Here is a 25,894-nt window from a genome sequence, read left to right as displayed (position 1 = left end):
CAAAAGAAGTTTCACTTTATCCCGCTCTAACGGCTGGTAGAGGGTAAAACAGTGAAGAAAGGTCGAACCAGCCGTAAGAGCCCGATTGGTTCAGGCTGATCTTTTGTAAAAACCACGCAAAAGAAGTTTCACTTTATTATAGTCTATCCTAAAAAGAGTCGTAAATAGTGATATGAGGGAATAATATTTGTCAAATCGCGATGAATTGGCTAACATGAAAGAGGAAGGAATAAGAGGTGACTAGTATGGAAGCAAAAACGATGAAAGATATGCAGAAAGAAGTAGATGCATATATCGGTCAATTTAAAGAAGGTTATTTTAGTCCGCTTGCAATGATGGCTCGTTTAACTGAAGAAATGGGAGAGCTTGCAAGAGAGGTTAATCATTATTATGGTGAGAAACCAAAGAAAACGACTGAGAAAGAGCGAAGTGTTGAGGAAGAGCTTGGAGATGTTTTATTTGTTATGATTTGTATGGCAAATAGTTTAAATATTGATTTAGAAACAGCGCATAACATTGTAATGAATAAATTTAATACACGTGATAAAGATCGTTGGACACGTATTGATGAGGGAGAGAAAGACGCATGAAAGAAATTAAAGTAATTATCGCTGGACCACGAGGACGCATGGGATATGAAGCAGTCCTTCTTATGGAAAGAACAGCGCATTTCAATTTAGTAGCAGCAATTGATTATAAGCATGGCGGAGAAAAAATTTCTGATTTACCGGGAATGCCAGCGCTAGATGCACCTATTTACGCGGATTTACATACTTGTTTAGATGAAGTAGAAGCAGATGTATTGTTAGATTTAACAACACCAGAAATTGGAAAGAAACATGTGACACTTGCAGTTGAACGTGGACTTAGATCAGTTATTGGTACAACTGGATTTACTGAAGAAGAACTAAAGCAATTAACAGAAAATGCAAAAGAAAAAGAAGTAGGAACAATCATTGCTCCAAACTTTGCGATTGGTGCAGTGCTTATGATGAAGTTCTCTCAAATGGCAGCGAAGTACTTCCAAGATGTTGAAGTAATTGAATTACACCATGATCAAAAATTAGACGCACCATCTGGTACAGCTGTAAAAACAGTAGAATTAATCCGTCAAAATCGTGTACCAAAAGAGCAAGGGCACCCTAATGAAACGGAACAATTAGAAGGGGCACGTGGTGCAAATGTAGACGGTATTCACATTCATAGCATACGTCTACCAGGGCTTATTGCACACCAAGAAGTAATGTTCGGCGGAGATGGACAAATGTTAACAGTTCGTCATGATTCATTCAACCGTGCATCATTTATGTCAGGTGTAAAACTATCAATTGAAACAGTAATGAACCTTGATCATCTTGTGTACGGTTTAGAAAATATTATCGACTAAAGGGGAGACAACGGATGAAAATTGCCTTAATCGCACATGACAAAAAGAAAGATGATATGGTTTCGTTCGCATACGCATATAAACCAATTTTTGAAAAACATGAACTTTTTGCAACAGGAACGACAGGACTTCGTATTATGGAGGCAACTGGTTTAGTTGTAACAAGATATCAATCCGGTCCTCTTGGTGGAGATCAAGAAATTGGTGCAATGATTGCAAAAAATGAGATGGATATGGTGATTTTTTTCCGGGATCCACTAACAGCCCAGCCGCATGAACCAGATGTTAATGCGTTACTTCGTTTATGTGATGTATACGCCATCCCATTAGCAACAAATATGGCAAGTGCTGAAATGCTAATGCATGCATTAGAGCGGGGAGATTTAGATTACCGAAAGTTAAGAAAATGAGGGGAACAATTATGAGTGGATTACATATATTAGCGTTTGGTGCTCATGCCGATGATGTTGAAATCGGCATGGCAGGTACCATTGCAAAGTATACGAAGCAAGGATATGAAGTAGGCATTTGCGATTTAACAGAAGCTGATCTTTCTTCAAATGGAACGGTAGAACTAAGAAAAGAAGAAGCAAAGGCTGCAGCTCGTATTATGGGAGTAAAAACGAGAATTAATTTAGCAATGCCAGACCGTGGTTTGTATATGAAAGAAGAATATATACGTGAAATTGTAAAGATTATTCGTACATATAAACCAACACTAATTTTCGCACCATATTACGAAGATCGTCATCCAGACCATGCTAATTGCGCGAAACTTGTGGAAGAAGCTATCTTTTCAGCGGGAATTCGTAAATATATGCCTGAACTTCCGCCGCACCGTGTAGAGTCGTTTTATAATTATATGATTAATGGTTTTCATAAACCGAATTTTTGTATAGATATTAGTGAATACCTTTCTAAAAAGGTGGAAGCGTTAGAAGCGTATGAAAGTCAGTTTTCAACAGGGAGTGATGGTGTTAAGACGCCATTAACCGAAGGATACGTTGAAACTGTAATCGCTCGGGAGAAGATGTTTGGGAAAGAAGTTGGAGTGCTGTATGCCGAAGGATTTATGAGTAAGAAACCGGTTTTATTACATGCTGATTTAATAGGGGGATGTAAATGAAATTGAAAATAGGTATTACATGTTATCCTTCTGTAGGTGGTTCTGGGGTTGTTGGGACAGAGTTAGGAAAGCAATTGGCGGAACGCGGGCATGAAATTCATTTTATTACATCGGGTGTACCATTTCGGTTGAATAAAGTGTACCCGAACATTTATTTTCACGAAGTAACAGTAAATCAATATTCTGTTTTTCAATATCCACCTTACGATTTAGCATTAGCGAGTAAAATGGCAGAGGTTGCTCAAAGAGAAAACCTTGATATTTTACATGTGCATTATGCAATCCCGCATGCTATTTGTGCATATTTAGCAAAACAAATGATTGGGGAGCGTATTAAAATTGTTACGACCTTACATGGAACGGATATTACTGTGTTAGGTTCCGACCCTTCGTTAAATAATTTAATTCGCTTTGGTATTGAACAATCTGATGTTGTTACAGCTGTGTCACATTCGTTAATTGAAGAAACAAATGAACTTGTAAAACCAGATAAAGAAATTGAGACGGTATACAATTTTGTAGATGAACGTGTTTATTTCAAACGTGATATGTCTCAATTAAAAAAAGAATATGGTATACGAGAAAATGAAAAAGTGTTGATTCATATTTCAAATTTCCGAAAGGTTAAGCGTGTACAGGATGTTGTGCAGTCATTTGCCAAAATTGTAAAGGAAGTAGATGCGAAATTGCTTCTTGTTGGTGATGGACCAGAGTTCTGTACTATTTTACAATTGGTGAAAAGTTTACATATTGAGGAACGTGTCTTATTCCTAGGAAAGCAAGATAATGTTGCAGAGCTTCTTGCGATGAGTGATTTAATGCTACTTTTATCAGAAAAGGAAAGTTTTGGTCTTGTTATATTAGAAGCGATGGCGTGTGGTGTGCCTAGTATCGGAACGAGGGTTGGGGGAATTCCAGAGGTCATTCAACATGGTGAAACAGGATATATATGTGAAGTTGGAGATACAGACGGAATAGCTAAGCAAGCAATTCAGCTACTAGAAAATGAAGAACTTCACCGTAATATGGGAGAGCGAGCGATGCAATCTGTATATGAGCAGTTTCGTTCGGAAAAAATCGTTTCACAGTATGAGGCGATTTATTATGACATACTAAGGGATGACAAGAATGGAAAGATTTAAAAAAGCTAGTTCAATTATTGAGATGTTAAAACAGCACGGACATGAGGCTTACTTCGTTGGTGGAAGTGTACGCGATCTTATTATCGATAGACCGATTGGAGATATCGATATCGCAACATCTGCTTTACCAGAAGAAGTAATGGCTATTTTCCCCAGACATGTTCCGGTTGGTCTTGAGCATGGAACTGTAATTGTTGTAGAAAATGGTGAACCGTATGAGGTAACTACTTTTCGAACAGAAAGCGAATATGAAGATTTTCGAAGACCTAGTAGTGTTCAATTTGTCCGTTCATTAGAAGAGGATTTAAAACGACGTGATTTCACGATGAATGCAATTGCAATGACAGAGGAAGGCGAAATGGTTGATTTATTTGCTGGGAAAGAAGCGATTCGTCTGAAGGAAATTACAACGGTTGGAGATGCTGCAGACCGTTTTCAAGAAGATGCATTGCGAATGATGCGTGGTATTCGGTTCGTAAGTACGTTAGGTTTCTCTTTGGAAATAAAGACGAAACAAGCAATTGAAACGTATGGGCATTTGCTCGAACATATAGCGATTGAAAGAATTACAGTTGAATTTGAAAAATTGTTGACCGGTACATATTGTGTGAATGGTCTTCAAGAGTTAGTAGAAACGAAGCTATTTTCTCATTTGCCATATTTGCAAATGTCAGAAGAAAGACTCTTGAAAGCTACGCAGTATAAATGGGATTCTTTCGAAACAGACGTTGAGGCGTGGGCATTTTTCTTATATTGTATCGGAGAAGAGCATCCATCTGTCTTTTTGCGTCAATGGAAGTTCTCGAATAAAAAGATTAAAGATATCGTAGCGGTTTTATTAGCAATTCGTTCTAGAAAGGAGAAGGAGTGGGATACAATCCTTCTTTATAAAACTGGGATTCGCATCGCTGAGATGGCGGAAAGAGTATATGAAGCGATAATAGAAAGTTATAATAGTGCGTCTGTTAAGCAAGTACAATCATTATTTCATGCATTGCCGATAAAAAATCGTCAAGAAATGAATGTGACTGGTAATGATTTATTAAGCTGGACAGATAAAAAGCCAGGTCCGTGGGTTGCCGAAATGCTTCAAAATATTGAAGAAGCAATCGTACAAGGAGATTTAGTTAATAAGAAAGAGGATATAAGGGAGTGGCTACAAAGATGCAATCTACTATAAGAAAGCAGTTATTACAAGTTTTTTCTGAAGCAGATGGTGCATTTGTATCTGGTCAAATACTTAGTGACAAACTTGGTTGTTCGAGAACCGCTGTATGGAAGCATATGGAGGACCTTCGTAATGAAGGGTATGAACTAGAAGCTGTACGCCGCTTAGGGTACCGAATTGCTAGTAAACCAGATAAAGTAACTGCGAATGAGATTCAATTAGGATTACAAACAGAGCGTATCGGTAGAACGGTTTATTTTGAAGAATCGGTTGAGTCTACTCAGCATATTGCAGCGAGACTTGCTTATGAAGGCGCAGAAGAGGGAACAATTGTCGTTGCTGAAGAACAAACAGCAGGTAGAGGACGTTTAAGTAGAAAATGGTATTCCCCAAAAGGAACAGGAATTTGGATGAGTATTATTTTGCGTCCCTCGATTCCAGTTCATCATGCACCACAGCTTACTTTATTAGCAGCTGTTAGCGTAGCGCAAGCAATTGAAAAATGTACCGGTGTAAACGTAGGGATTAAATGGCCGAATGATATTTTAATTCAAGGTAAAAAAGCTGTCGGTATATTAACGGAGATGCAAGCTGATCCAGATAAAATTAATGCTGTTATTATGGGAATTGGCATTAATGCAAATCAGAAACAAGAACATTTTGATGAGGAAATTCAGCAAATTGCAACTTCATTAGCAATTGAATCGGGTAAGCCGATTGTTCGTGCGGAACTTATGCAACAAATTTTCTTGCAACTAGAGAAATTGTATGAAGAGTATTTAAAAAATGGCTTCTCTGTTATTAAAATTCTTTGGGAAAGTTACGCAGTAAGTATCGGAAAAGAAATTACAGCTCGAACGATGAAGGAAACTATTAATGGGCTAGCAAAAGGAATTACGGAGGATGGTGTATTGTTACTTGAGGATCATCAAGGACAAGTGCACCACATTCATTCTGCTGATATAGAAATTAAGTAAAAGAAGTTCCTATTTTGGAGCTTCTTTTTGTCATTTAGATACTAATAAATTTCACATACCGTAATAGGGATAAAAAATTATTTTTTCGAAAAAATGTAGCAATTCCTTTTCAGAGTTTGCTATAATTAGTTCGAATATGGGCAGTATCAAAGCGAACTGCACCATTATTTTACGCAGTATGAAAAAATAATAATTTGGATTCTGCCTTGATCCAATAATGGACTGGGACAGAGGGATGAATAATGCCGACTAACACACAACCCTTCTGCCCTTTTATGGCCAGAGGGGTTTTTTATATGATTTCGGCCATCTCCTCTCTCCTGCATAAAGGAGGAGTAGTTTTTGAAAACAAAAACAGATTTTTTGAAAATGAAAGAGCAAGGTGAGCCGATTACAATGCTAACGGCGTATGATTATCCATCTGCTAAATTAGCAGAAGAAGCTAAAGTCGATATGATTTTAGTGGGTGATTCTCTAGGAATGGTTGTACTTGGGTATGATTCAACAGTTCCAGTAACAGTAGAGGATATGATTCATCATACGAAAGCTGTACGCCGCGGAGCGAAAGAGACGTTTATTGTAACTGATATGCCATTTATGTCTTATCATGTCTCATTGCAAGATACGATGATTAATGCACGTCGCATTGTTCAAGAGAGCGGGGCACATGCATTAAAGGTAGAAGGTGCTGGAGAAGTTATATCAACTATTCACTACTTAACGAATGCGGGAATTCCCGTTGTGGCGCATTTAGGTTTAACTCCTCAATCTGTAGGAGTGCTAGGTGGGTATAAAGTACAAGGGAAAGATGCTGAAAGTGCAAAAAAATTAATAGAAGATGCAAAGAAATGTGAGGAAGCTGGTGCGATAGCACTTGTGCTAGAATGTGTGCCAATGCAATTAGCAGAACTTATTTCAGAGCAGTTAACAATTCCTACAATTGGAATTGGAGCAGGACAAAAAGTAGATGGGCAAGTTCTTGTATACCACGATCTTATCTCGTACGGCGTAAATCGTGTTCCGAAATTTGTGAAGCAATATACGTCTGTTCAAGAGGAGATTGTGCGAGGGATTTCGCAATACGTTACTGAAGTAAAGACAGGGCAATTTCCTGAAGAAAAACATTCATTTACAATGAAAGAGGAAGAGTGCTTAGCGTTATACGGAGGAAAACAATAATGAAAATCATAACTACAGTGCAAGAGATGCAGCAAATTACAAACGAACTTCGTACAAGTGGAAAAAGTATCGGTTTTGTTCCAACGATGGGGTATTTACACGAAGGGCATGCTACGTTACTACGTAAGGCAAGGGAAGAAAATGAAATTGTAGTTTTAAGTGTATTTGTAAATCCACTACAATTTGGACCAAATGAAGATTTAGATCGATACCCACGTGATATTGATAGAGATGAAAATGTAGCAAAAGAAACTGGTGTTGATTATTTATTTTATCCGAATGTAGAAGAGATGTATCCAGCAGAACAAACGACAACAGTAGAAGTTGTGAAGCGTACCGACGTATTATGTGGCAAACAAAGACCTGGTCATTTCGCTGGTGTGGCGACTGTACTAATGAAACTATTTAATATTACATTGCCAACGCGTGCTTATTTCGGTATGAAAGATGCACAGCAAGTAGCTGTAATTGAAGGATTCGTAACTGATTTTAATATTCCCGTTACGATCGTACCAGTTGATATTGTAAGGGAAGAAGATGGATTAGCGAAAAGTTCTCGTAATGTGTATTTATCACTAGAAGAACGTGAAGAGGCTCCTCATTTATACAGCAGTCTATGTATAGCGAAAGAACGAATTGAGGCAGGCGAACGTAATCCGGAAATCATTATGAATCTTGTGAAAGAGCATATTGAGAAGTATACGAAAGGCACTGTAGATTATGCTGATTTATATGCATATCCTTCATTAAAAGAAATAAATAAAATTGAAGGAAGAATCATTTTAGCGATTGCGGTTAAGTTTGAAAATGTACGATTAATTGACAATATAACATTAATGGGGAAATAAGGGGGAGCATCTATGTTTCGCACAATGATGAGAGCGAAGTTACATCGTGCAACTGTAACAGAAGCAAATTTAAATTATGTAGGTAGTATTACAATTGATGAAGATTTAATGGATGCGGTAAATATTGTAGAAAATGAAAAAGTACAAATTGTAAATAACAACAATGGAGCTCGCTTAGAGACATATGTTATTAAAGGAGAGCGCGGTAGCGGTGTTGTGTGTTTAAATGGTGCAGCTGCAAGGCTTGTACAACCGGGTGATAAAGTTATTATTATTTGCTATGGTTTAGTGGCAGAAGAAAATATTCATAAACAAAAGCCGAAAATTGCAGTATTAGACGATGATAATCAAATTATTGAAATGTTAGGTGCTGAAAAAGCTGGCACGATATTATAAGTAGGAAGGCTATCTCTAATTAAGGAGATAGCTTTTTTGTGCATCTTTTCATTAAGATGAGGTAAAACGTGGTATAGTAACATTATATAATTTTTATGTTTGATAGGTAAGAAATTGAGGTGTTACATATATGAGTAAGCGTTATGTCGTTGTTGATTTAGAGACGACAGGGAACTCCTGGAAGGATGGGAAGGATAAAATCACCCAAATTGCAGCTGTTGTAGTGGAAGATGGAGAGATATTAGAGATTTTTTCATCTTTTATTAATCCGAAGAGAGAGATTCCCCTATTTATTACAGAATTAACTGGGATTGATGAAGATCTTGTAAAACAAGCCCCGTTATTTCGAGATGTAGCCCCGATGATTGTTGAGCTATTACAAGGTGCGGCTTTTGTTGCACATAACGTTCACTTTGATTGGAATTTTTTAAATGAAGAATTAAGGCAAGCTGGATATACAGAAGTACATTGTCCTAAAATTGATACAGTTGAATTGGCGCAAATTCTTTTGCCGACAGCTGATAGTTATAAATTACGTGATTTAGCTAAGCAGCATGAACTAGAGCACGATCAACCACATCGTGCGGATAGTGATGCTCTTGCAACAGCGGAGTTATTTTTACAATTTTTAAGTGAAATTGAAAAGTTACCACTTGTCACATTACAATCTCTTTATGAATTAAGTGATGTTTTCCAAAGTGATATAGCTGATGTACTTTCTGAAAATATTTTAAAGAAAATGATGCATGGTAAAGAAGAGGCAGAGGAGTGTGAGGTGTATCGAAATATTGCGCTTCGAAAGCGGAATTATTCTTTAAGCCTCAGTGAAATATACTCATCTAAATTTGATGCTTTCTTACATAAGACAATCGATAAACTTGAATTGAATATGCCAAAGTTTGAAAAAAGAGAAAGCCAACAGATTATGATGAAGGAAATATATACAGCGCTAAGAGATTCTAGGTTTTCACTGATTGAAGCAGGAACAGGTACGGGGAAGACGCTTGCATATTTACTTCCAAGTATTTATTTCGCAAAGAAAAAAGAAGAACCTGTCATTATAAGTACACAAACTGTACAATTGCAACAACAAATACTAGAAAAAGAAATTCCTTTATTAAAGAAAATAATGCCATTTTCATTTGAAGTAGCTCTTCTGAAAGGAAGAAAGCATTATCTGTGTCTACATAAATTTGAATATGCTTTGCAAGAGGAAGAGAAAAATTATGATATGGCGCTCACAAAAGCAAAAATTTTAGTGTGGTTATTGCAAACGGAAACTGGCGATCGTGATGAATTAAATATTCCTGAGGGCGGCAAGTTACTTTGGAACCGTATTTGTAGTGATGTACATAGTCCAGGCGGGATGCAAAGCAACTGGTATAGTCGTTGTTTTTATCAAAGAGCAAAGAATAAAGCATTATTTGCAGATATCGTTATTACAAATCATGCGTTATTATTTCAAGATTTTTCAAGTGAAGAACCACTGTTTGCTTCATGTGAACATATTATTTTTGATGAAGCTCATCATATCGAGGAAGCGGCGAGTAGAACATTAGGTGAACAGTTCTCATGCATGTATTTTCAATTAGCTTTATCTCGTCTTGGTACGCTAGAAACAGATGATGTACTTTCTAAAGTATATAAAATGATGAAAAAATCAGAGCAAGCATCGCGTTCGACTTTCCGTATGGTGAGTCATAGTTTGAAGGAATTGAAATTTGATGCGGATGAACTATTTCAAATGTTACGGACTTTCGTATTTAAACAAACAAAGCAGGAACAAGGGATGAGCAATATGCCACTCATTTATCGATATAACACGGAAGTAGAGAAAGGTAAGTTATGGGATAGCATTACCGAGTTAACAAATCGATTTGTGTATGATGTAAGAAAGTTATTGACTACACTTGAGAAGCAAGCTGAAATATTGCAAAGTAAATTAGAATGGGAGATGCATGTCGTTACAGGTGAATTTATGCATTTAATTGAGTTGTTGAGAAAGATGGCACAATCTTTACAATTACTCATTTTAGAAAAAAATTCATACGTGACATGGATGGAGACTGAAACGAAGGGAACGATTCATTCAACAGTTCTATATGCGCAGCCTGTTCATATTGGTGAAAGATTTGCTGATGAATTTTTAACCCAGAAAAAGAGTGTTATTTTCACATCAGCAACGTTAACAGTTAATGATTCATTCGACTATATAAAAGAGGAGCTAGGTTTACATGATTTTGCTCCCAATACATTAAAGGTTCCATCACCATTCCGTTTTGAAGAGCAAATGAAATTAATGGTTTCAACGGATGTACCTTTTATTAAGAAAGCAAGTAATGAAGAATATATTGAGTCTATATCGGCACATATTGCGAAAATAGCGAAAGCTACAAAAGGTAGAATGCTCGTTTTATTCACTTCGTATGAAATGTTGAAAGAAGCGTATACGAATTTGAAAAATGATGAGACATTAGAAGGATATTTATTATTAACGCAAAGTGTGAATAATAAGAGCCGAAGTCGTCTAATCCGCAAATTCCAGGAGTTCGACAAATCGATTTTGTTAGGAACAAGTAGTTTTTGGGAAGGGATAGATATACCTGGAGATGCCCTAAGCTGTCTTGTCATTGTCCGTCTGCCTTTTACCCCTCCTCATCAGCCGATGATGGAAGCAAAAGGAGAGTGGTTAAAAAATCAAGGAGAAGACGTATTCGATAAGTTGGCGCTCCCGCAAGCAATCTTGCGTTTCAAACAAGGGTTTGGTCGTCTTATTAGAACAAATACAGATACGGGAACTGTATTTGTATTAGATCGTCGTTTGACAAGTTCTTCCTATGGAAAACGATTTTTACAATCAATCCCAACTGTACCGCTCTATGAAGGACCGTTAGAAGAATTGTTAGTACAGTTAGAAGAATCGTCAAATGAATAAAATTGGAAGAAAAATACGCCTGAAGTACATTTAAACTTCAGGCGTAAAAAATGTGGGTAGGAGGAATTTTATTTTTCTTACTTCTTGTATACAAAATATATTGCTTTTCGATTTGAAACCTTTTTTTGCTGTACATGTCCTGCTATAATAGATGGGTGATGAAGCAGGGGTTGTAAAGAATGTACTCTTATTGTAACCGCATTGCGTTCTTCTATAATTAGAAATTTTTGTGTAACGGAGGAGTTTTTTCATGGATAAGAAAATCGAAGTCCTATCAACGATGCGTATTAAATATTCGTCTGACTTGTATAAAATTGTTGATGGTTTGAATCGTACGTTAAAAGAGCAGGACCTCATGTTCGGATTAGCATTAGACGAAAAAGATAAAGAAATAGCTGTATTTACGATTTACAGAACGTAGTGATACAATGAAAAAGTGGATCTTTATAATCATTATCGTTATCGTTGCTAGCGGAATATATGGGGCATATGTTTATAATAAAGCGATGGAAAAGAAAATTCCAAAAGAGTCAAAGTCTGTAGAAATTGCGAAAGAAAAGGCAAAGCTTACAAAGGTAAATACCGTTGATTATTATAACGGAAAATCTTCATATACAGTCGTACAAGGTACAGATGAAAAAGGAGAACAACTTATCGTTTGGGTGCCTGAGAAAAAAGGGGAAACTATAGTAAGGAAAAAGAGCGAAGGTATTTCTGAAAAAGATGCTTTACAAAGAACGATTGAACAAGTCGGAGATGAAAGTAAAGAACCCAAAAGTAAGCCGAAAGAAATTTTAAAAGCAAAATTAGGCTTTGAAAATAATATACCATTATGGGAAGTTACATATATTGATGATGACAATCGTTATAGTTACTACTATCTTGAATTTAAAGATGGGAACTTTTTAAGACGATATAGCATTGAAAAATAGATGTAGGGGGAACTACAAATGAAATTAGCAAAGCGAGTAGCTGCTTTAACACCATCTGCAACTTTAGAAATTACAGCAAAGGCACAAGCATTAAAAGCAGAAGGTCATGATGTAATTGGATTAGGAGCAGGAGAACCTGACTTTAATACGCCAAAACATATTATGGATGCTGCGCATAAAGCGATGTTAGAAGGACATACGAAATATACACCAACAGGTGGATTACAAGCGTTAAAACAAGAAATTGTGAAGAAGTTTACTCGTGATCAAGGAATTGCGTATGATCCATCTGAAATTATTGTATGTAATGGTGCCAAGCATGCATTATATACATTATTCCAAGTGTTACTTGATGAAGGAGATGAAGTTATCATCCCAACTCCTTATTGGGTAAGTTATCCTGAGCAAGTAAAGCTTGCTGGTGGTAAGCCAGTTTATGTAGAAGGTCTAGAAGGCAATGAGTACAAAATTACAGCAAAGCAGCTGCGTGAGGCAATTACAGAGAAAACGAAAGCTGTTATTATTAATTCACCGAGCAATCCAACAGGGATGATTTACAGCAAAGAAGAATTACAACAGCTTGGAGAAGTATGTTTAGAGCATGATATCTTAATCGTTTCAGATGAGATTTATGAAAAATTAATTTATGGTGACGCGGAATATACTTCAATTGCCCAGCTTTCTAATGTATTAAAAGAACAAACACTTATTATTAATGGTGTATCTAAATCACATTCTATGACAGGTTGGCGTATTGGATATGCAGCAGGAAATAAGCAGCTTATTAAAGCGATGACGAACTTAGCGAGTCATAGTACGTCAAACCCTACTTCAATTGCTCAATACGGTGCAATTGCTGCGTATGCAGGCTCACAAGAACCTGTAGAAACAATGCGTCAAGCGTTTGAAGAAAGATTGAACATTATTTATGATAAATTAATTCAAATTCCTGGTTTCACTTGCATTAAGCCACAAGGTGCTTTTTACTTATTCCCAAATGTAAAAGAAGCCGTAGCGTTAGCTGGGTATGATACAGTTGATGAGTGGGCAAAAGCATTATTAGAAGAAGAAAAGGTGGCTCTTGTTCCAGGTACAGGATTTGGTGCACCAAATAACGTTCGATTATCGTATGCGACATCTCTTGAGCAAGTTGAGAAAGCATTAGAACGAATTCATACGTTCATGAAAAGTAAAGTACAGGCTTAATCGTCTGTTTCTTGTAGTAAATGGCAAAAAACCTCCCTATATATAGGGAGGTTTTTTTGACGAATTGTGGCAAAAAGAAATGGCTAAAGGTGTGTTATACTAGAGAACGAGGTGTTTGGTGATGAAAAAGAAAATGATGTTACAATGGTTTGAACAGGGAAGCATAGCGATTCCTAAATTGCTTATGATGCATTATAAAAAGCTAGGTTTAAATGAGACGGAATTTATGGTAGTACTTCATGTACACACATTTTTAGAATCAGGTAATTCGTTCCCGACTCCTTCAGAGATTTCAGAACGGATGACGATAACAGAAATGAAATGCATGGAAGTGATTCAGACTTTAATCCAAAAAGGTTTTTTAGCACTAGAAGGTGGACGAAAATCTGAAGCGATGATGTGTGAAAGTTATTCTTTACAACCACTGTGGGAAAAAATATTGCACTTTTTAATGAATGAATCTATAGAGGAAGAGCAAAAAGAACAAAAGCAAATTCAAGTAAATTTATATACAGTATTTGAAAAAGAATTCGGAAGACCACTTTCGCCATTTGAATGTGAAACATTAGGGATGTGGGAAGATCAAGATCAACACCATCCGAATTTAATTCAAGCGGCTCTTCGTGAAGCTGTTATGAGTGGTAAACTTAATTTCCGGTATATTGATCGTATTTTGTTTGAGTGGAAAAAGAACGGAATTAAAACGGTAGATCAAGCGCAAAATCAAGGCCAGAAATTTAGAGCGAATCAACAACGCACACAACAAACGACAAAACAAGAGACGAAATTTACTGGGAAAGTGCCTTTTTATAATTGGTTGGAGCAGTAGTGTAGGAGGAAAGATATGTTGAACAAAACGCAAATTCGTTATTGTTTAGATACAATGGCGGATATGTATCCAGAAGCGCATTGTGAATTAATTCATGATAATCCATTTGAACTTGTAATCGCAGTGGCATTATCTGCGCAATGTACAGATGCACTTGTGAATAAAGTGACGAAAAACTTATTTCAAAAATATAAAACACCAGAAGATTATTTAAGTGTGTCTTTAGAAGAATTACAACAAGATATACGTTCCATTGGATTGTTTAGAAATAAGGCGAAAAATATTCAAAAATTGTGCCGGATGTTACTAGATGATTATAACGGGAAAGTTCCAGAAGACCGTGATGAGCTGACGAAATTACCAGGAGTAGGGAGAAAGACAGCGAATGTAGTTGTTTCGGTAGCATTTGGGATTCCAGCGATTGCTGTTGATACGCATGTAGAGAGAGTGAGTAAACGGTTAGCAATTTGTAGATGGAAAGATTCTGTGTTAGAAGTGGAAAAGACATTGATGAAGAAGATTCCAATGGATGAGTGGGGAGTTACACACCACCGTATGATTTTCTTCGGACGTTATTACTGTAAGGCGCAGCGACCACAATGTGAAGAGTGTCGATTACTAGAAATATGTCGCGAAGGAAAGAAACGAATGAAGGGGAAATAAAGGATGGAGCGAGTTATAGAAATACCGAAAGAGTTTCGGTGCGTACCATTTTTTAAAGAGAGTGCAAATTCGATTACGTATCACACAGACCAATCTTTTGAAGAGATAATACAAAATACTTACTTTATATTTGATATTGAAAGAAAATATGAGCCATGGAATGAAATTGAAACAAGTATTCCAGCGGTGTTAAATATATGGAAAAGCAAGCATGAAGAAATTGCTATACTATTTCGGAACAGAAAAAAACAAGAAGCTGAGGGTCCGATGATTCTTTTTGCAGCGCACTTTCTATCGGTTATATATTGGTTAAATGAGCAGCCTGTTCATAGTTTGAATGAGATGCAAGTAAATACGAATAAATTGGAAGTACAACCTGTTAATTTTATGGAGCGATATTCATTTATTATAAAGAAACCGAGTAATTACCATTCGTATATTCAATTAGTACAGTTGTATATCGAAATAGAAAAGCTATATGTAAAGAAAATGATAACAAAAAAGAAGTCGATTTCTCATTAAGAGAAACCGACTTCTTTTTTTGTTTATTAAGACTCTGTTGTAACAACATTTCCGTCCGCGTGAGGTATATCTCCTCCGGTATTTTGTTGCTGTTGTTGCTCTTCAGCTTTTTTTCTAGCTTCTTCGTCAGCTTTTCTTTTAGCTTCTTCGTCGGCTTTTCTCTTAGCTTCTTCGTCAGCTTTCTTCTTAGCCTCTTCGTCAGCGGCTTTCTTTTGAGCTTCTTCTTGCTGTTTACGTTGTTGTTCTTGTTGCTGCTGTTGTTCTTGTTGTTTACGTTGTTGTTCTTGGTGTTGCTGTTGCTGCTGTTCTTGCTGTTTACGCTGATCTTCATCAGCTTTTTTCTTAGCTTCTTCTTGTTTTAGTTTATCTTCATTGGTCTTTTTCAGGGCTTCTTCGTCAGCTTTTTTCGCATCTGGAGTTCCGCCAGGGGCAGTGAAGGATGCACCAACTGCAGGGCTTGTTCCAGTACCCTTTTTCGCTACTACAGAGAAACTGTAAGTAACACCTGGTTTAATACCACCAAGAGTAGCTGTCGTACCGCTTACTGATAAGCTACCACTAGAACCGTCAGTAGCTTTATAGCTTGCTGCGTATGCATCAACATTTGATGATGGTCCAGACCAGTTCAGTGTCACTGTGCTAGCGCCATCGAAAGCGACATTAAGGCCACTAGGTGGATCTACTTTAATTTCTTTAACTGCATCTTTTTTCGCACCTTTAATGTACAGTTCTCCATTTAATTCTTGTACAGAAGAAGGGCGCTCGAAACGAGATTTATCCGTAGCAAATTTGCTCATCATTGCTTGGAACATTTGCTGAGCAATTCTAGTAGAACGATCGCTAATGTAATTTTCTGGGCTATCTTTTTCATAACCAGTCCATACAGCCATTGTATATTGTGGTGTATATCCTGCGAACCAACTATCTCTGTTGGCATCTGCTGGAATACCGTATTTTTTAATAACAGATTTATCAAAGTTTTGTGTTCCTGTTTTACCAGCAACGTCGAATCCAGAAACATATGCTGTTGGACCTGTACCGCCAGAACCAGGTTTTACTACGTCACGAAGAACGTCAGTAACCATGTAAGCTGTATAGTCATGCATTGCGCGTTGTTCTTTCGGTTTAAAGCTTTTCTTTTTTCCATCTGGGAAAATAACTTCTTTAACGAAATGAGGTTTATTGTATACACCGTCATTTCCAAATGCTGCATAAGCTCCAGCGACATCTAACGGAGAGCCTTCATTACTACCGATTGCAGTAGATTCATATGCTTTCCCATCTTTAAACGTCATTCCTAAACCTTCAGCAAACTCTTGTGCCTTAGGAATACCGACTGTTTGAGCTGTTTTTAAAGCCGGGATGTTTAATGACTTCTTCAATGCTTCACGAAGTGAAACGTCACCTTTAAAATTACCCGTAGCATTTTTAATCTTTGTGCCATCAGAGTAAGTATATTCAGAGTCATTTAATTGATGATAAGTAGACCATTGAAGATTCTCAATTGCTGGACCATAGTCGAAAATTGGTTTCATTGTTGAACCAACTTGGCGTTTTAAATCAACTGCCATATTATGACCTTTGAAAGTAGACTTACTTTCTTTACGCCCAGCACCAATTGCTCGAACTTCTCCAGACTGTGTATCCATAAATACAAATGATCCTTGGAACTGATCGTTTGGATATTTAATGAGATTGCCATCCATAATTTTCTCAGCGTAATCTTGAGCATCTTGATCAAGTGTTGTATGAATCGTTAAACCATCTGAACCGATATTTACATCAGGGTATTCTTTTTCAACTTCCTTTACAGCAGCATCTATAAATGCTTGATACTTCATTTCAGTCACTTCTGAAGATGGAAGAAGTCCTTGTGTTACAGAGATTTGCATTGCGTCATTCATTTCTTGTTTCGTTATATACCCGTGTCGGTTCATTAATGTTAATACGATATTACGACGTTTCGTTGCTCTATCAACGTTATCTGATTTTGTTGGATCATAAATGTTAGGACCTTGGGGTAAACCAGCGAGCATTGCAGCTTCGTGTAGTTGTATGTCTTTTAAATCTTTGCCGTAATATTTTTTTGCTGCTGTTGAAATACCGTAAGAGCGATTACCGAGGTTAATCTTATTTAAGTACATTTCTAAAATTTCATGTTTTGAGTACTGTTGCTCTAACTTATAAGATAAGTACCATTCCTGCACTTTTCTTTTTGCAGTTTTGTCCATCGTTAGAAAATAGTTTTTAACTACTTGCTGTGTAATCGTACTACCACCTTGTGATCCAAAACCACCAGTGACATTTTCCATGACTGCCATTCCAGTACGTCTAAAATCAATTCCATTATGATCGTAGAAACGAGCATCCTCAGTCGCAAGGAATGCACTTTCAATTACTTTTGGAATTTGATCGTATGTAACATGGGTTCGTTTTTCAGCACCGTATTCATAGAAGAAATTCCCGTTTTTATCAAGGAATTTTGTTGATAAAGGATTGACAAGTTTTGATTTGTCTAATTTCGGAGCGTCCTTTACCATAACAAAGAAAGCCGAAACGCCAGCTACGAGGCCGACGATACCAAGAAGTAGACAACCTATAAGGAATTTCTTGAAAAAGGAACCTTTTTTCTTTGGCTTTTCTTCTTTATGAGTTTCTTTCGTTTGATTTTTTACATGATTTCGTTCTGTACGAGAACGATAATTATCTGACATTATACTTTCTCCTACCTTTCATTCTCTCCCCCAAAAGTCGAAAAAAGAGCCTTAGTGATGACTCTATCACGAAAAATAAACCGTGTCTAGTACGCGGATATAATCAATTCGAGGGTGATAACCGCATGATAATAAAGACCCATGCTCTTCTATTTCTTGTTTAGTAATCGATTTACGTCCACCAGTATTTTGACGATTCCAAAATGCAATAATATGTTTTGCATCTAATAAATAAAATTCATCAAAAAGTGTAAATTTAATAATAACAAATGCAATTCCATTATGAGCGACTACTTGCTTCATATGTTCAATTTGATGAAGGTGGAAGTTTTGAAGTGGAAAACTGGTTTTATTTTTAGTTTCTTTCGCTTCAAAATCGATGTATTTCCCTTTGTATACACCGTTGTAATCTGTTGTAGAAGGTTGTTTGAAATACGCTTCTTTTACCACTGCAGCACTTCGAGCGGGGTAATCTACTTTTACAATTTGAAGAGGTGTAGGTTTTTTATGTACGCATGCAATATTATGGGTTAAGTAATATTGATTGGTGTCATTCAATTCCTCTTCAAGGGACATACCTCTATTACTGTAAGTATTTTTTTTTATTGGTGTTTTATGAGGTTGTGAAGCTTGATCGTACCTTTTTCCATTTGGGTAACGAATGGTCATATTTTGTCCACTCCCAACTTGATAAGATTTACTTACAAAGGTGATTATATCAAAAAATGAAAAAAGATGTGACCTTTTTCAAGAAAGGTATGGTGACTTATTCATGTTTCGATGGAATGATTACGAAAAAATTAAACAGACCCGTAATGATATTTTTTGTACAGAAGAGGAAAAAGCTATAGTTCTTAATATTAAGGAGAGCACGGATGTAGCTAACGTAGATAATATTTCACGTACACAATCTTACCAAGAATATTATTTGAGAAATAGAGAAATTAGATGGTCTTTTTTAGCAAGCATGGTTTCAAGGAATGGGGGATGGAACATGACAGATTTAGAAGGAGAATATTATTCTAATCTTTTATCTCAAACAGTTAAGAGACGATTATTTCATTTGTATGAGAAAGCCAATTGGCTCATTTTTTTAGATGCATTTCCTCAACTATTACTGTATGAGGAAAGTAAAAAGAGATGTGCGCCGCTCTTTCATTTGTTACAATTTTTCAACATATCAATTTTTATGGAAAAAGAATGGGTCGCGTTTTGGGAGAAAAAAGATATAAATAGGCTTATGACGGCACTTATTATTAATGAACAAAATAAAATTCAAAAACCAGTAATTGAGAATGCATACTTTCAAAAAAATGTATTTGATACTGCACTATTCAAATTTCAAGAAATATTTCACGTTAGTGCAGTTATTTTTCCAACGGTGGAAGGGGGAATGTATGGATTTTCAGTTTATCAATTTGAAACGTTGCAAAAACGTATAGAACTGGGGAAACAATTAGCTTGGTTATTATTTCATTCAAAGTATAAGGCTTCTTTTTATAAATTTGCAGTGCAAACTAGGCATACAGGATCAAGGATGGATTATGAATGTAATATAAGGGGAATTAGAAAATCATGTACGCCGGCTCTTCGGGATGTGTATTCTATTGTCGCTCATGAAAAATTAATTGAAAAAGATTGGTTTAGTGAAGGGGTGGAAATAGATTCATTATTTTTACTTGAAAAACCTAAGGGGGAAATTAATATAACAGAATGGTATAGAAAGAAGAGGGAGCAAATACATACTCTTTCTATATTAAGTAGTTTTGTTAAAAGAATAGATGAGTTCATGATATAATAAAGAAGTCCCGCCTTCTTAAATGAAGGCGGGACTTCTTTATTAAAAGTAATATGCTCTACAACAAGTTACTTTCTAATCGGCTATTTGCCAGGAGTACGACTTTAACTTCAACACTTATCGAAAGCGAAGAGGTAAGGTAGACTAGAAAATAGTTGTTTGTAAAAGCCACTTTGGTTAAAGTGTCTTTTTATCCCGCTATTTGCGGACAGTAAAACTCCCACCTCAAAATTTGGCTGGAGCAAAGAATGTAGGTGGAAGCCCTGCTGTCCGTAAACACCCGATTGGTGCGGGCTAATAATCAGTGGGGGATGAACAAAACCCCACTGATTAAAGTTTCACTTTATGTAGCGGGGAAATTTGGACCATCAAGCTTTGGATTACCAGTCTCAGGTTTGTTTTGTTGTTTGTTTTGCTTTTTCTTTTTTTCGTTTTTATTTTTTGTCATCGTAATACACCTCCTTTTTGTATTGTTACCATTTCTAAAAATGGCATACTAAATGATTTCTTTGACGAATATCAACTAGTTTTGTCATGTGAGAAGGAGTAAGTAATCAATCGGCGAAATTACATGACAAAGGAAAGGCAAAGAAGGGGGCGTTTTAAATATGGCGATGGTTCAGAAGGAAGATGTTATGAAAAAAATGGATCAAATGTTAAGTTCTCTCGATTTGCTGGAAATGAAGATTGGGATTAGAATGAATCATGCATTGAAGGATAAAGGTGAAAAAATATGCAATAAGATAGAAATAACAGAAATGCATATAGAACATATGGAAAATAAATTAGTGCATCACGAAGAAAAAGGGAGCTGGGTAAAGACATTTCAAAACGTCGTAGTGAGTGCATAATAAGGTGGGAACAAAATGGGACATGAAGCATTAATCCAGTCTTCGGAGAAGTTAATGCAGTATAATGATGAAGCGAATGTGAAAAAAAGAGAGATGGCTGAATACGATTTTTATAAGGATATGAAGCCATTTGTTGATATTGTAGATGCGGAGTTAGAGATGTGGAAAGAATTAGCTTATAGGTGGATAAAGGAAGAACGACCTAAGTATATACATGCACAACAAATTGATCAAGTGTATGATAATTTACAAACTAATGTGCTACAATGTTTTGTTAATAAGGGAAAAGGCAAACGTTTCTTTGAAACTCATCAAGCTATTTCGTATACTTTGCAAAATATCGTAGATCAATGTAAATAACAAGAGGGAAAACCCTCTTGTTTTTTTATCCCGCGTTAACGGGCAGTAAGACTCCCACCTCAAAACTCGGCTGAAACAATGAAGTTAGGTGGGAGATCAACTGCCCGTAAAAGCCCGATTGGTGAAGGCTAATAATCAGTGGGGGATGAACAAAACCCCCACTGATTAAAGTTTCACTTTATGCCTCTGTCACTGTTGTAGGTTTTGTTGCACCGTTTATTTCTAACTCTCGTATTAATGTTCGGTAATCTGATATGCATACTTTTCCTTCAAGATAACAATGTCTTGCAAAGTCTAACAGTTCATTCGAATTTTCTGTGTAATACCCCTTTTTTTGAGAAAACGCTTGTTTTAAATCCCCTAATACCATGTTGATTCCTCCCCCATGAGAATCTTCTTCCTTATTATCATAGCATGGAAGGGTTTACTTTCTAATTTTTTTAAAAATTTAAACTTCCGACAAAAACAGACAGGTACTCCGTCACACATTTTATTTTATAGGTACATATTCTATATGTAGAAACTTATGCCAAGGAGGAGAGAATGCATGTTTCAACAACCTAATGTATATCAGCAAGCAAATCCATATGCACAGCAAAATATGTACCAATATAATGAGGATACATATTTACGATATAATATGTATCCTTTCGAGCCTCATTATGGAAACCAAAATTATTATCAACCATTTGAAGTGTCGTTTGGGAATCAACCGCAGCAAGCGCATATGAATCAGCCGCAACAAGCATATACGAATCAACCACAGCAAGCGCATATGAATCAACCGCAACAACCGCACATGAATCAGTCGCAACAAGCGTATATGAATCAACCGCAACAACCGCACATGGATCAGTCGCAACAACCGCATATGAATCAGCCGCAGCAAATGTATACGAATCAACCACAGCAAGCGTATATGAATTCACAAAACTACATGTCGCCAGCTCAATATGTAAATCAACAAGCTATGTTTTATCCACCAAAACAACCATATCCAACGATGAATAAACAAAAGCAACAGCAACAGCAACCAAGTCAGTTTTCTAGTTTTGTTTCACAATTTAAATCATCAGATGGTAACTACGATGTAAATAAAATGATGAACACAGCTGGACAAATGATGAACGCGATGAATCAAGTAACAGGGATTGTTAAGCAAGTCGGGGGCTTTTTTGGTAAATAATAGTAGGGGGTTGTCTATAATAGGTATTACGTATGAATTTGGATACTAGACAAATTTCCATGAAATAAATGGGTATATATAACAAGCGGCTTTACCCCCTCGCTCATATTGTAAAGTGTAGTCAGATTTTTTTAATGAGAGAGGAGAGAAAAAACTATGCATCATTGTCATCCTTGCTTTGGAGGGCATAAGCCTGTAGGACCTATTTGTACGACAGCTCCTGTCATTCATCCAACAAAACAATGCGTAACACATTCTTTTTCAACAACGGTGGTGCCACACATTTTTCCAACCCATACAACGCATGTTCATCATCAACAAATTAAAAATCAAAGCTTCTTTCCACAAACAAACTCGAACGTAAACGTTGTAGATCCTGGTGATCCAGGATTCGGCGGAGGATGTGGACCATGCGGTCATGGCCATCATCACCATGGGCATCAAATATCACCATTTGGACCAGGACCGAATGTATCACCATTTGGACCAGGACCGAACGTATCACCATTTGGACCAGGACCGAATGTATCACCATTTGGACCAAATATCGGACCAAACGTTGGTGGAATGTTTAAAAAGTAAATGATATGTTAGAACTAGCGAAATGCTAGTTCTTTTTTTGTAATTGGAGTGTTGATATGAAGGTTGTTGCTGTAACAGGATATAAGCCGTTTGAACTTGGAATATTTAAAAATGATCATCCAGGAGTAGAGTGTATAAAAAAGGCGCTGCGTCGTAAATTAACTGTTTTTGTAGAAGAAGGCTTGGAATGGGTTATTATTAGCGGCCAGTTAGGAGTAGAGCTATGGGCTGCTGAAGTTGTTTTTGAAATTCAAGTAGAATATCCAGATTTAAAATTAGCGGTATTTACTCCTTTTTTAGAACAAGAAGAAAATTGGAAGGAAGATAACCGTGAATATTACGAATTTATTCTTTCGCAAGCAGATCACATTGATAGTATTACGAAACGGAAGTACGAAAGCCCAGAGCAATTTAAATTAAAGAATCAGTTTTTTATTGAAAAAAGCGATGCACTTTTAGCTGTATATGATGAAGAAAAGTCTGGGAGCCCTAAATATATTGTAGAAGCAGCTAAGAAAAAAGGAGAAATAGAAAATTATCACAGTTATTTTATTCTTTTTTCTGATTTACAAGATATAATGGAAGAGGAACAGTGGAATAATGCAGAGTAATATGTAATATAGTACTCGTATATTTGATTGACAAAAGGCATTGTTTCTGAAAAAATTTAGTTAATGAAAGCTTTGGCAAAAATTAGAGGTGAAGAAAATGATTTCGGATAAAATTAAATTAACAGCGAAAGATATTTTAGAAAAAGAATTTAAAACAGGTATGAGAGGTTATCAACAAGAAGAAGTAGATAAGTTTCTTGATATGATTATTAAAGATTATGAAGCTTTTCATAAGGAATTTGATCAATTAAAACAACAAAACGTTCGTTTGAAACGTGAATTAGAAGAGCAGAAAGTAGCGGCAACACAAGTTCCGCAACAACCGGTACAAACACCAGTTGCACAACCAGTGTATAACAATACGAATACGGATATTTTAAAACGTCTATCTAATTTAGAAAAAGCTGTATTTGGAAGTAAGTTATACGAATAAATTAAGGTAACAAAAAGGTTAAAGCATTTTACATAGAAAAAAACATTGCAAAATCTTTTTGTTTCCACTATACTAATGTTTGTCATAACGTTTGGGTAATCGCTGCAACGCCAACGTTGTAGAGGAAAGTCCATGCTCGCACGGCCTGAGATGGCTGTAGTGTTCGTGCCTAGCCAAGTCATAAGCTAGGGTATTCTGGCTGCAAGGCTGGTTTAACGGCAGGGAAAAAACCTAAGTCCTTTCGGATATGGTTTGACTACCTTTAAAGTGCCACAGTGACGAAGTCCTTGAAGAAATGATAGGAGTGGAACGAGGTAAACCCCACGAGCGAGAAACCCAAATAATGGTAGGGGAATCTTTTCCAAGGAAATGAACGACGGAAAAGGACAGGTTTTCGTAACCTGTAGATAGATGATTACCACCGGAGTACGAGGCGTGGGCCGTTTGCAGTACAAAGGAACAGAACATGGCTTACAGAACGTTATGAACCAACTATGAAATAACTCAGCTCTCCTTTGTTAGAGGAGGGCTTTTTATTTGTATGAAGTTATAAGTTGTGAGTTAAAATGGTAAGTGAGAATATTCTTCGTAATATGTGATAATTAATAGGACAACATGTTATTAATTATTGTTTGATTATACATAAGAGGTGAATGCAAATGGGAAAAGTTACTTTAATTGCAACAGCGGCAATGGGTATTGAAGCGTTAGTTGCCCGAGAAGTTCGCGATCTTGGTTATGAATGTGAAGTGGAAAACGGAAAGGTAACGTTTGAAGCGGATGAAAAAGCGATTTGTCGTACGAATTTATGGTTACGTACTGCAGACCGTGTGAAAATTAAAGTCGGCGAATTTAAAGCAACAACATTCGATGAGTTATTTGAAAAAACAAAAGCGTTAAACTGGGGAGATTATATTCCAGAGAACGGAGAATTTCCTGTTATTGGGAAATCTTTGAAATCAACATTATTTAGCGTTTCAGACTGCCAACGTATCGTTAAAAAGGCTGTTGTTGAGAAATTAAAAACAACGTATAGACGCACAACTTGGTTTGAAGAAGATGGACCGTTATTCCGTATTGAAATTGCAATGCTCAAGGATATTGCGACGTTAACAATCGATGCGAGTGGTGTAGGTCTTCATAAACGTGGATACCGTCTTGAGCAAGGTGAAGCGCCTTTAAAAGAAACATTAGCTGCGTCTTTAATTAAGTTAACAAACTGGAAGGCGGATCGTCCTTTCGTTGATCCTTTCTGTGGATCTGGTACAATTCCAATTGAAGCTGCATTAATTGGACAAAATATCGCACCAGGATTTAACCGAGGCTTTGCATCGGATGAATGGGGCTGGGTTGGTAAACAAAATTGGCGCGAAGCTCGTCAAGAAGCTGAAGATTTAGCTAATTATAATCAACCATTGCAAATCATTGGATCAGATATCGATCACCGTATGATAAGAGTTGCCCAAGATAACGCAGAAGAAGTTGGATTAGGGGATCTTATATCATTTAAACAAATGCAAGTAAAAGATTTCACGACAAAAGAGGAATATGGCTATGTTGTAACGAATCCTCCATACGGAGAACGTTTAAGTGAAAGAGCGCTTGTTGAAAAATTATATAAAGAAATGGGAGAGGTATTCCGCCCATTAGATACGTGGTCAATGTATTTATTAACAAGTTATGAAGCATTTGAGAAATGTTATGGGAAAGATGCATCGAAAAAGCGTAAACTGTTTAACGGATTTATCCGTACAGATTACTATCAATACTTCGGAAAGCGTCCACCGCGTAATTCATAGTATAAAACTCCTCCAGCACGCATATACTGGCTATTATGTAATGCGTAAAGGAGGAAGTGATATGGATAGTTTCCAATTATCGATGATTCAAAAAGCTATTCACCGTACGTATGATGAGCTCGGAAAAGAAGTGGATAGTCAAGGTGCAATTGTAGATGGAATACAAAAAGCGCAGGAAGAATATTTGTCAGCTCTTTCACATGAAACAGCGATTGATAAACGTTATTTAAGGTCATTAATATAGAAAAAA

The 25,894-nt window shown here is 36.6% G+C and carries 30 protein-coding genes and 1 other RNA gene; 27 read left to right on the top strand and 4 right to left on the bottom strand.

The features are described 5' to 3' along the window. The first annotated feature begins 245 nt into the window (after positions 1–245). From JFU20_RS07385 to JFU20_RS07305, 17 genes are all read left to right on the top strand, one after another. The gene (locus JFU20_RS07385) at positions 246–590 is read left to right on the top strand and encodes a nucleotide pyrophosphohydrolase (RefSeq protein WP_002011846.1); all 345 of its coding nucleotides are present in this window, start codon (positions 246–248) and stop codon (positions 588–590) included. Next, the gene (gene dapB / locus JFU20_RS07380; protein ID WP_002166070.1) at positions 587–1,387 is read left to right on the top strand and encodes a dihydrodipicolinate reductase; all 801 of its coding nucleotides are present in this window, start codon (positions 587–589) and stop codon (positions 1,385–1,387) included. The genes JFU20_RS07385 and dapB overlap by 4 nt, the downstream gene beginning before the upstream one ends. A gap of 14 nt (positions 1,388–1,401) precedes the next feature. Then, entirely contained in the window at positions 1,402–1,797 is a 396-nt protein-coding gene (mgsA, locus tag JFU20_RS07375) for a methylglyoxal synthase (protein WP_000684753.1), read from the top strand. An 11-nt stretch (positions 1,798–1,808) separates the two neighbouring features. Next, positions 1,809–2,513 (top strand): bacillithiol biosynthesis deacetylase BshB1, encoded by a 705-nt coding sequence (gene bshB1, locus JFU20_RS07370; RefSeq protein WP_002011848.1) that lies wholly within the window; start codon positions 1,809–1,811, stop codon positions 2,511–2,513. Next, positions 2,510–3,655, top strand: coding sequence for an N-acetyl-alpha-D-glucosaminyl L-malate synthase BshA (gene bshA / locus JFU20_RS07365; RefSeq protein WP_002166069.1), 1,146 nt, complete (start codon positions 2,510–2,512; stop codon positions 3,653–3,655). The genes bshB1 and bshA overlap by 4 nt, the downstream gene beginning before the upstream one ends. Then, positions 3,642–4,835 (top strand): CCA tRNA nucleotidyltransferase, encoded by a 1,194-nt coding sequence (locus JFU20_RS07360; protein WP_002086595.1) that lies wholly within the window; start codon positions 3,642–3,644, stop codon positions 4,833–4,835. Before bshA ends, JFU20_RS07360 begins: the two co-directional genes overlap by 14 nt. Beyond that, positions 4,820–5,800 (top strand): biotin--[acetyl-CoA-carboxylase] ligase, encoded by a 981-nt coding sequence (locus tag JFU20_RS07355; protein WP_002086594.1) that lies wholly within the window; start codon positions 4,820–4,822, stop codon positions 5,798–5,800. Before JFU20_RS07360 ends, JFU20_RS07355 begins: the two co-directional genes overlap by 16 nt. A 342-nt stretch (positions 5,801–6,142) precedes the next feature. Continuing rightward, on the top strand, positions 6,143–6,979 hold the full coding sequence (panB, locus tag JFU20_RS07350; RefSeq protein ID WP_002011854.1) for a 3-methyl-2-oxobutanoate hydroxymethyltransferase: 837 nt from the start codon (positions 6,143–6,145) through the stop codon (positions 6,977–6,979). After that, complete coding sequence (panC, locus tag JFU20_RS07345; protein ID WP_201038506.1) at positions 6,979–7,827, top strand: pantoate--beta-alanine ligase; 849 nt, start codon at positions 6,979–6,981, stop codon at positions 7,825–7,827. The genes panB and panC overlap by 1 nt, the downstream gene beginning before the upstream one ends. Before the next feature lie 12 nt (positions 7,828–7,839). After that, positions 7,840–8,223: an aspartate 1-decarboxylase gene (gene panD / locus JFU20_RS07340; RefSeq protein WP_002166067.1), complete on the top strand. Its 384-nt coding sequence runs from the start codon at positions 7,840–7,842 to the stop codon at positions 8,221–8,223. A gap of 130 nt (positions 8,224–8,353) precedes the next feature. After that, complete coding sequence (gene dinG / locus JFU20_RS07335) at positions 8,354–11,158, top strand: ATP-dependent DNA helicase DinG (protein ID WP_002011857.1); 2,805 nt, start codon at positions 8,354–8,356, stop codon at positions 11,156–11,158. A 250-nt stretch (positions 11,159–11,408) separates the two neighbouring features. Beyond that, complete coding sequence (locus JFU20_RS07330; protein WP_201038505.1) at positions 11,409–11,579, top strand: YpmA family protein; 171 nt, start codon at positions 11,409–11,411, stop codon at positions 11,577–11,579. A 7-nt stretch (positions 11,580–11,586) separates the two neighbouring features. Further along, complete coding sequence (locus JFU20_RS07325; RefSeq protein ID WP_002011859.1) at positions 11,587–12,090, top strand: cell wall elongation regulator TseB-like domain-containing protein; 504 nt, start codon at positions 11,587–11,589, stop codon at positions 12,088–12,090. A gap of 18 nt (positions 12,091–12,108) precedes the next feature. After that, positions 12,109–13,296 (top strand): aspartate transaminase AspB, encoded by a 1,188-nt coding sequence (gene aspB, locus JFU20_RS07320; RefSeq protein WP_002011860.1) that lies wholly within the window; start codon positions 12,109–12,111, stop codon positions 13,294–13,296. A 121-nt stretch (positions 13,297–13,417) separates the two neighbouring features. After that, positions 13,418–14,125 (top strand): DNA replication protein DnaD, encoded by a 708-nt coding sequence (gene dnaD, locus JFU20_RS07315; RefSeq protein ID WP_201038504.1) that lies wholly within the window; start codon positions 13,418–13,420, stop codon positions 14,123–14,125. Between the two features lie 15 nt (positions 14,126–14,140). Beyond that, a complete protein-coding gene (nth, locus tag JFU20_RS07310) occupies positions 14,141–14,788 on the top strand; it encodes an endonuclease III (RefSeq protein WP_000933020.1) in 648 nt (215 codons plus the stop codon). Between the two features lie 3 nt (positions 14,789–14,791). Further along, positions 14,792–15,310 carry a YpoC family protein gene (locus JFU20_RS07305; RefSeq protein WP_002086586.1) on the top strand — a complete coding sequence of 173 codons (519 nt, stop codon included), beginning with the start codon at positions 14,792–14,794 and terminating at the stop codon, positions 15,308–15,310. 26 nt (positions 15,311–15,336) lie between these two features. Here JFU20_RS07305 and JFU20_RS07300 read toward each other — a convergent pair whose 3' ends face one another. Both JFU20_RS07300 and recU read right to left on the bottom strand, forming a co-directional pair. Further along, positions 15,337–18,024, bottom strand: a complete 2,688-nt coding sequence (locus JFU20_RS07300; protein WP_201038503.1) for a penicillin-binding protein 1A — start codon at positions 18,022–18,024, stop codon at positions 15,337–15,339. Between the two features lie 66 nt (positions 18,025–18,090). Next, positions 18,091–18,693, bottom strand: coding sequence for a Holliday junction resolvase RecU (gene recU / locus JFU20_RS07295; RefSeq protein WP_002166063.1), 603 nt, complete (start codon positions 18,691–18,693; stop codon positions 18,091–18,093). Positions 18,694–18,796: 103 nt separating this feature from the next. Between recU and JFU20_RS07290 the strand changes: the two genes are divergently transcribed. Further along, positions 18,797–19,822 carry a DUF2515 domain-containing protein gene (locus JFU20_RS07290; protein ID WP_201038502.1) on the top strand — a complete coding sequence of 342 codons (1,026 nt, stop codon included), beginning with the start codon at positions 18,797–18,799 and terminating at the stop codon, positions 19,820–19,822. A gap of 343 nt (positions 19,823–20,165) precedes the next feature. Here JFU20_RS07290 and JFU20_RS30550 read toward each other — a convergent pair whose 3' ends face one another. After that, complete coding sequence (locus tag JFU20_RS30550; RefSeq protein ID WP_307838389.1) at positions 20,166–20,312, bottom strand: phage portal protein; 147 nt, start codon at positions 20,310–20,312, stop codon at positions 20,166–20,168. Between the two features lie 118 nt (positions 20,313–20,430). On the opposite strand from JFU20_RS30550, the gene JFU20_RS07285 reads away from it, so the two are divergent. Beyond that, positions 20,431–20,673, top strand: a complete 243-nt coding sequence (locus JFU20_RS07285) for a hypothetical protein (protein ID WP_002011865.1) — start codon at positions 20,431–20,433, stop codon at positions 20,671–20,673. A gap of 15 nt (positions 20,674–20,688) precedes the next feature. Further along, the gene (locus tag JFU20_RS07280; RefSeq protein ID WP_201038501.1) at positions 20,689–21,033 is read left to right on the top strand and encodes a YppE family protein; all 345 of its coding nucleotides are present in this window, start codon (positions 20,689–20,691) and stop codon (positions 21,031–21,033) included. A 178-nt stretch (positions 21,034–21,211) separates the two neighbouring features. Here JFU20_RS07280 and JFU20_RS07275 read toward each other — a convergent pair whose 3' ends face one another. Then, a complete protein-coding gene (locus JFU20_RS07275; RefSeq protein WP_002030817.1) occupies positions 21,212–21,403 on the bottom strand; it encodes a YppF family protein in 192 nt (63 codons plus the stop codon). Between the two features lie 177 nt (positions 21,404–21,580). On the opposite strand from JFU20_RS07275, the gene JFU20_RS07270 reads away from it, so the two are divergent. From JFU20_RS07270 to JFU20_RS07240, 7 genes are all read left to right on the top strand, one after another. Next, on the top strand, positions 21,581–22,219 hold the full coding sequence (locus tag JFU20_RS07270; protein ID WP_002086577.1) for a YppG family protein: 639 nt from the start codon (positions 21,581–21,583) through the stop codon (positions 22,217–22,219). 156 nt (positions 22,220–22,375) lie between these two features. Beyond that, entirely contained in the window at positions 22,376–22,801 is a 426-nt protein-coding gene (locus tag JFU20_RS07265) for a CotD family spore coat protein (protein WP_002011871.1), read from the top strand. A 56-nt stretch (positions 22,802–22,857) separates the two neighbouring features. Then, positions 22,858–23,412, top strand: a complete 555-nt coding sequence (locus JFU20_RS07260; RefSeq protein ID WP_002011870.1) for an SLOG family protein — start codon at positions 22,858–22,860, stop codon at positions 23,410–23,412. A 97-nt stretch (positions 23,413–23,509) separates the two neighbouring features. After that, positions 23,510–23,845 (top strand): cell division regulator GpsB, encoded by a 336-nt coding sequence (gene gpsB / locus JFU20_RS07255; protein WP_000622428.1) that lies wholly within the window; start codon positions 23,510–23,512, stop codon positions 23,843–23,845. Between the two features lie 87 nt (positions 23,846–23,932). Further along, an RNA gene (rnpB, locus tag JFU20_RS07250) (RNase P RNA component class B) lies at positions 23,933–24,324 on the top strand. 180 nt (positions 24,325–24,504) lie between these two features. Continuing rightward, positions 24,505–25,644, top strand: coding sequence for a THUMP domain-containing class I SAM-dependent RNA methyltransferase (locus JFU20_RS07245; protein ID WP_002011868.1), 1,140 nt, complete (start codon positions 24,505–24,507; stop codon positions 25,642–25,644). Positions 25,645–25,705: 61 nt separating this feature from the next. After that, entirely contained in the window at positions 25,706–25,888 is a 183-nt protein-coding gene (locus JFU20_RS07240) for a DUF3921 domain-containing protein (RefSeq protein ID WP_002126488.1), read from the top strand. Positions 25,889–25,894: the final 6 nt, after the last annotated feature.

The organism is Bacillus sp. TH30, from assembly GCF_016650875.1.
GTDB classification, from domain to species: domain Bacteria; phylum Bacillota; class Bacilli; order Bacillales; family Bacillaceae_G; genus Bacillus_A; species Bacillus_A mycoides.
Note: the sequence above shows the minus strand (reverse complement) of the source record. Positions and strands in the feature narration are given on the sequence as shown.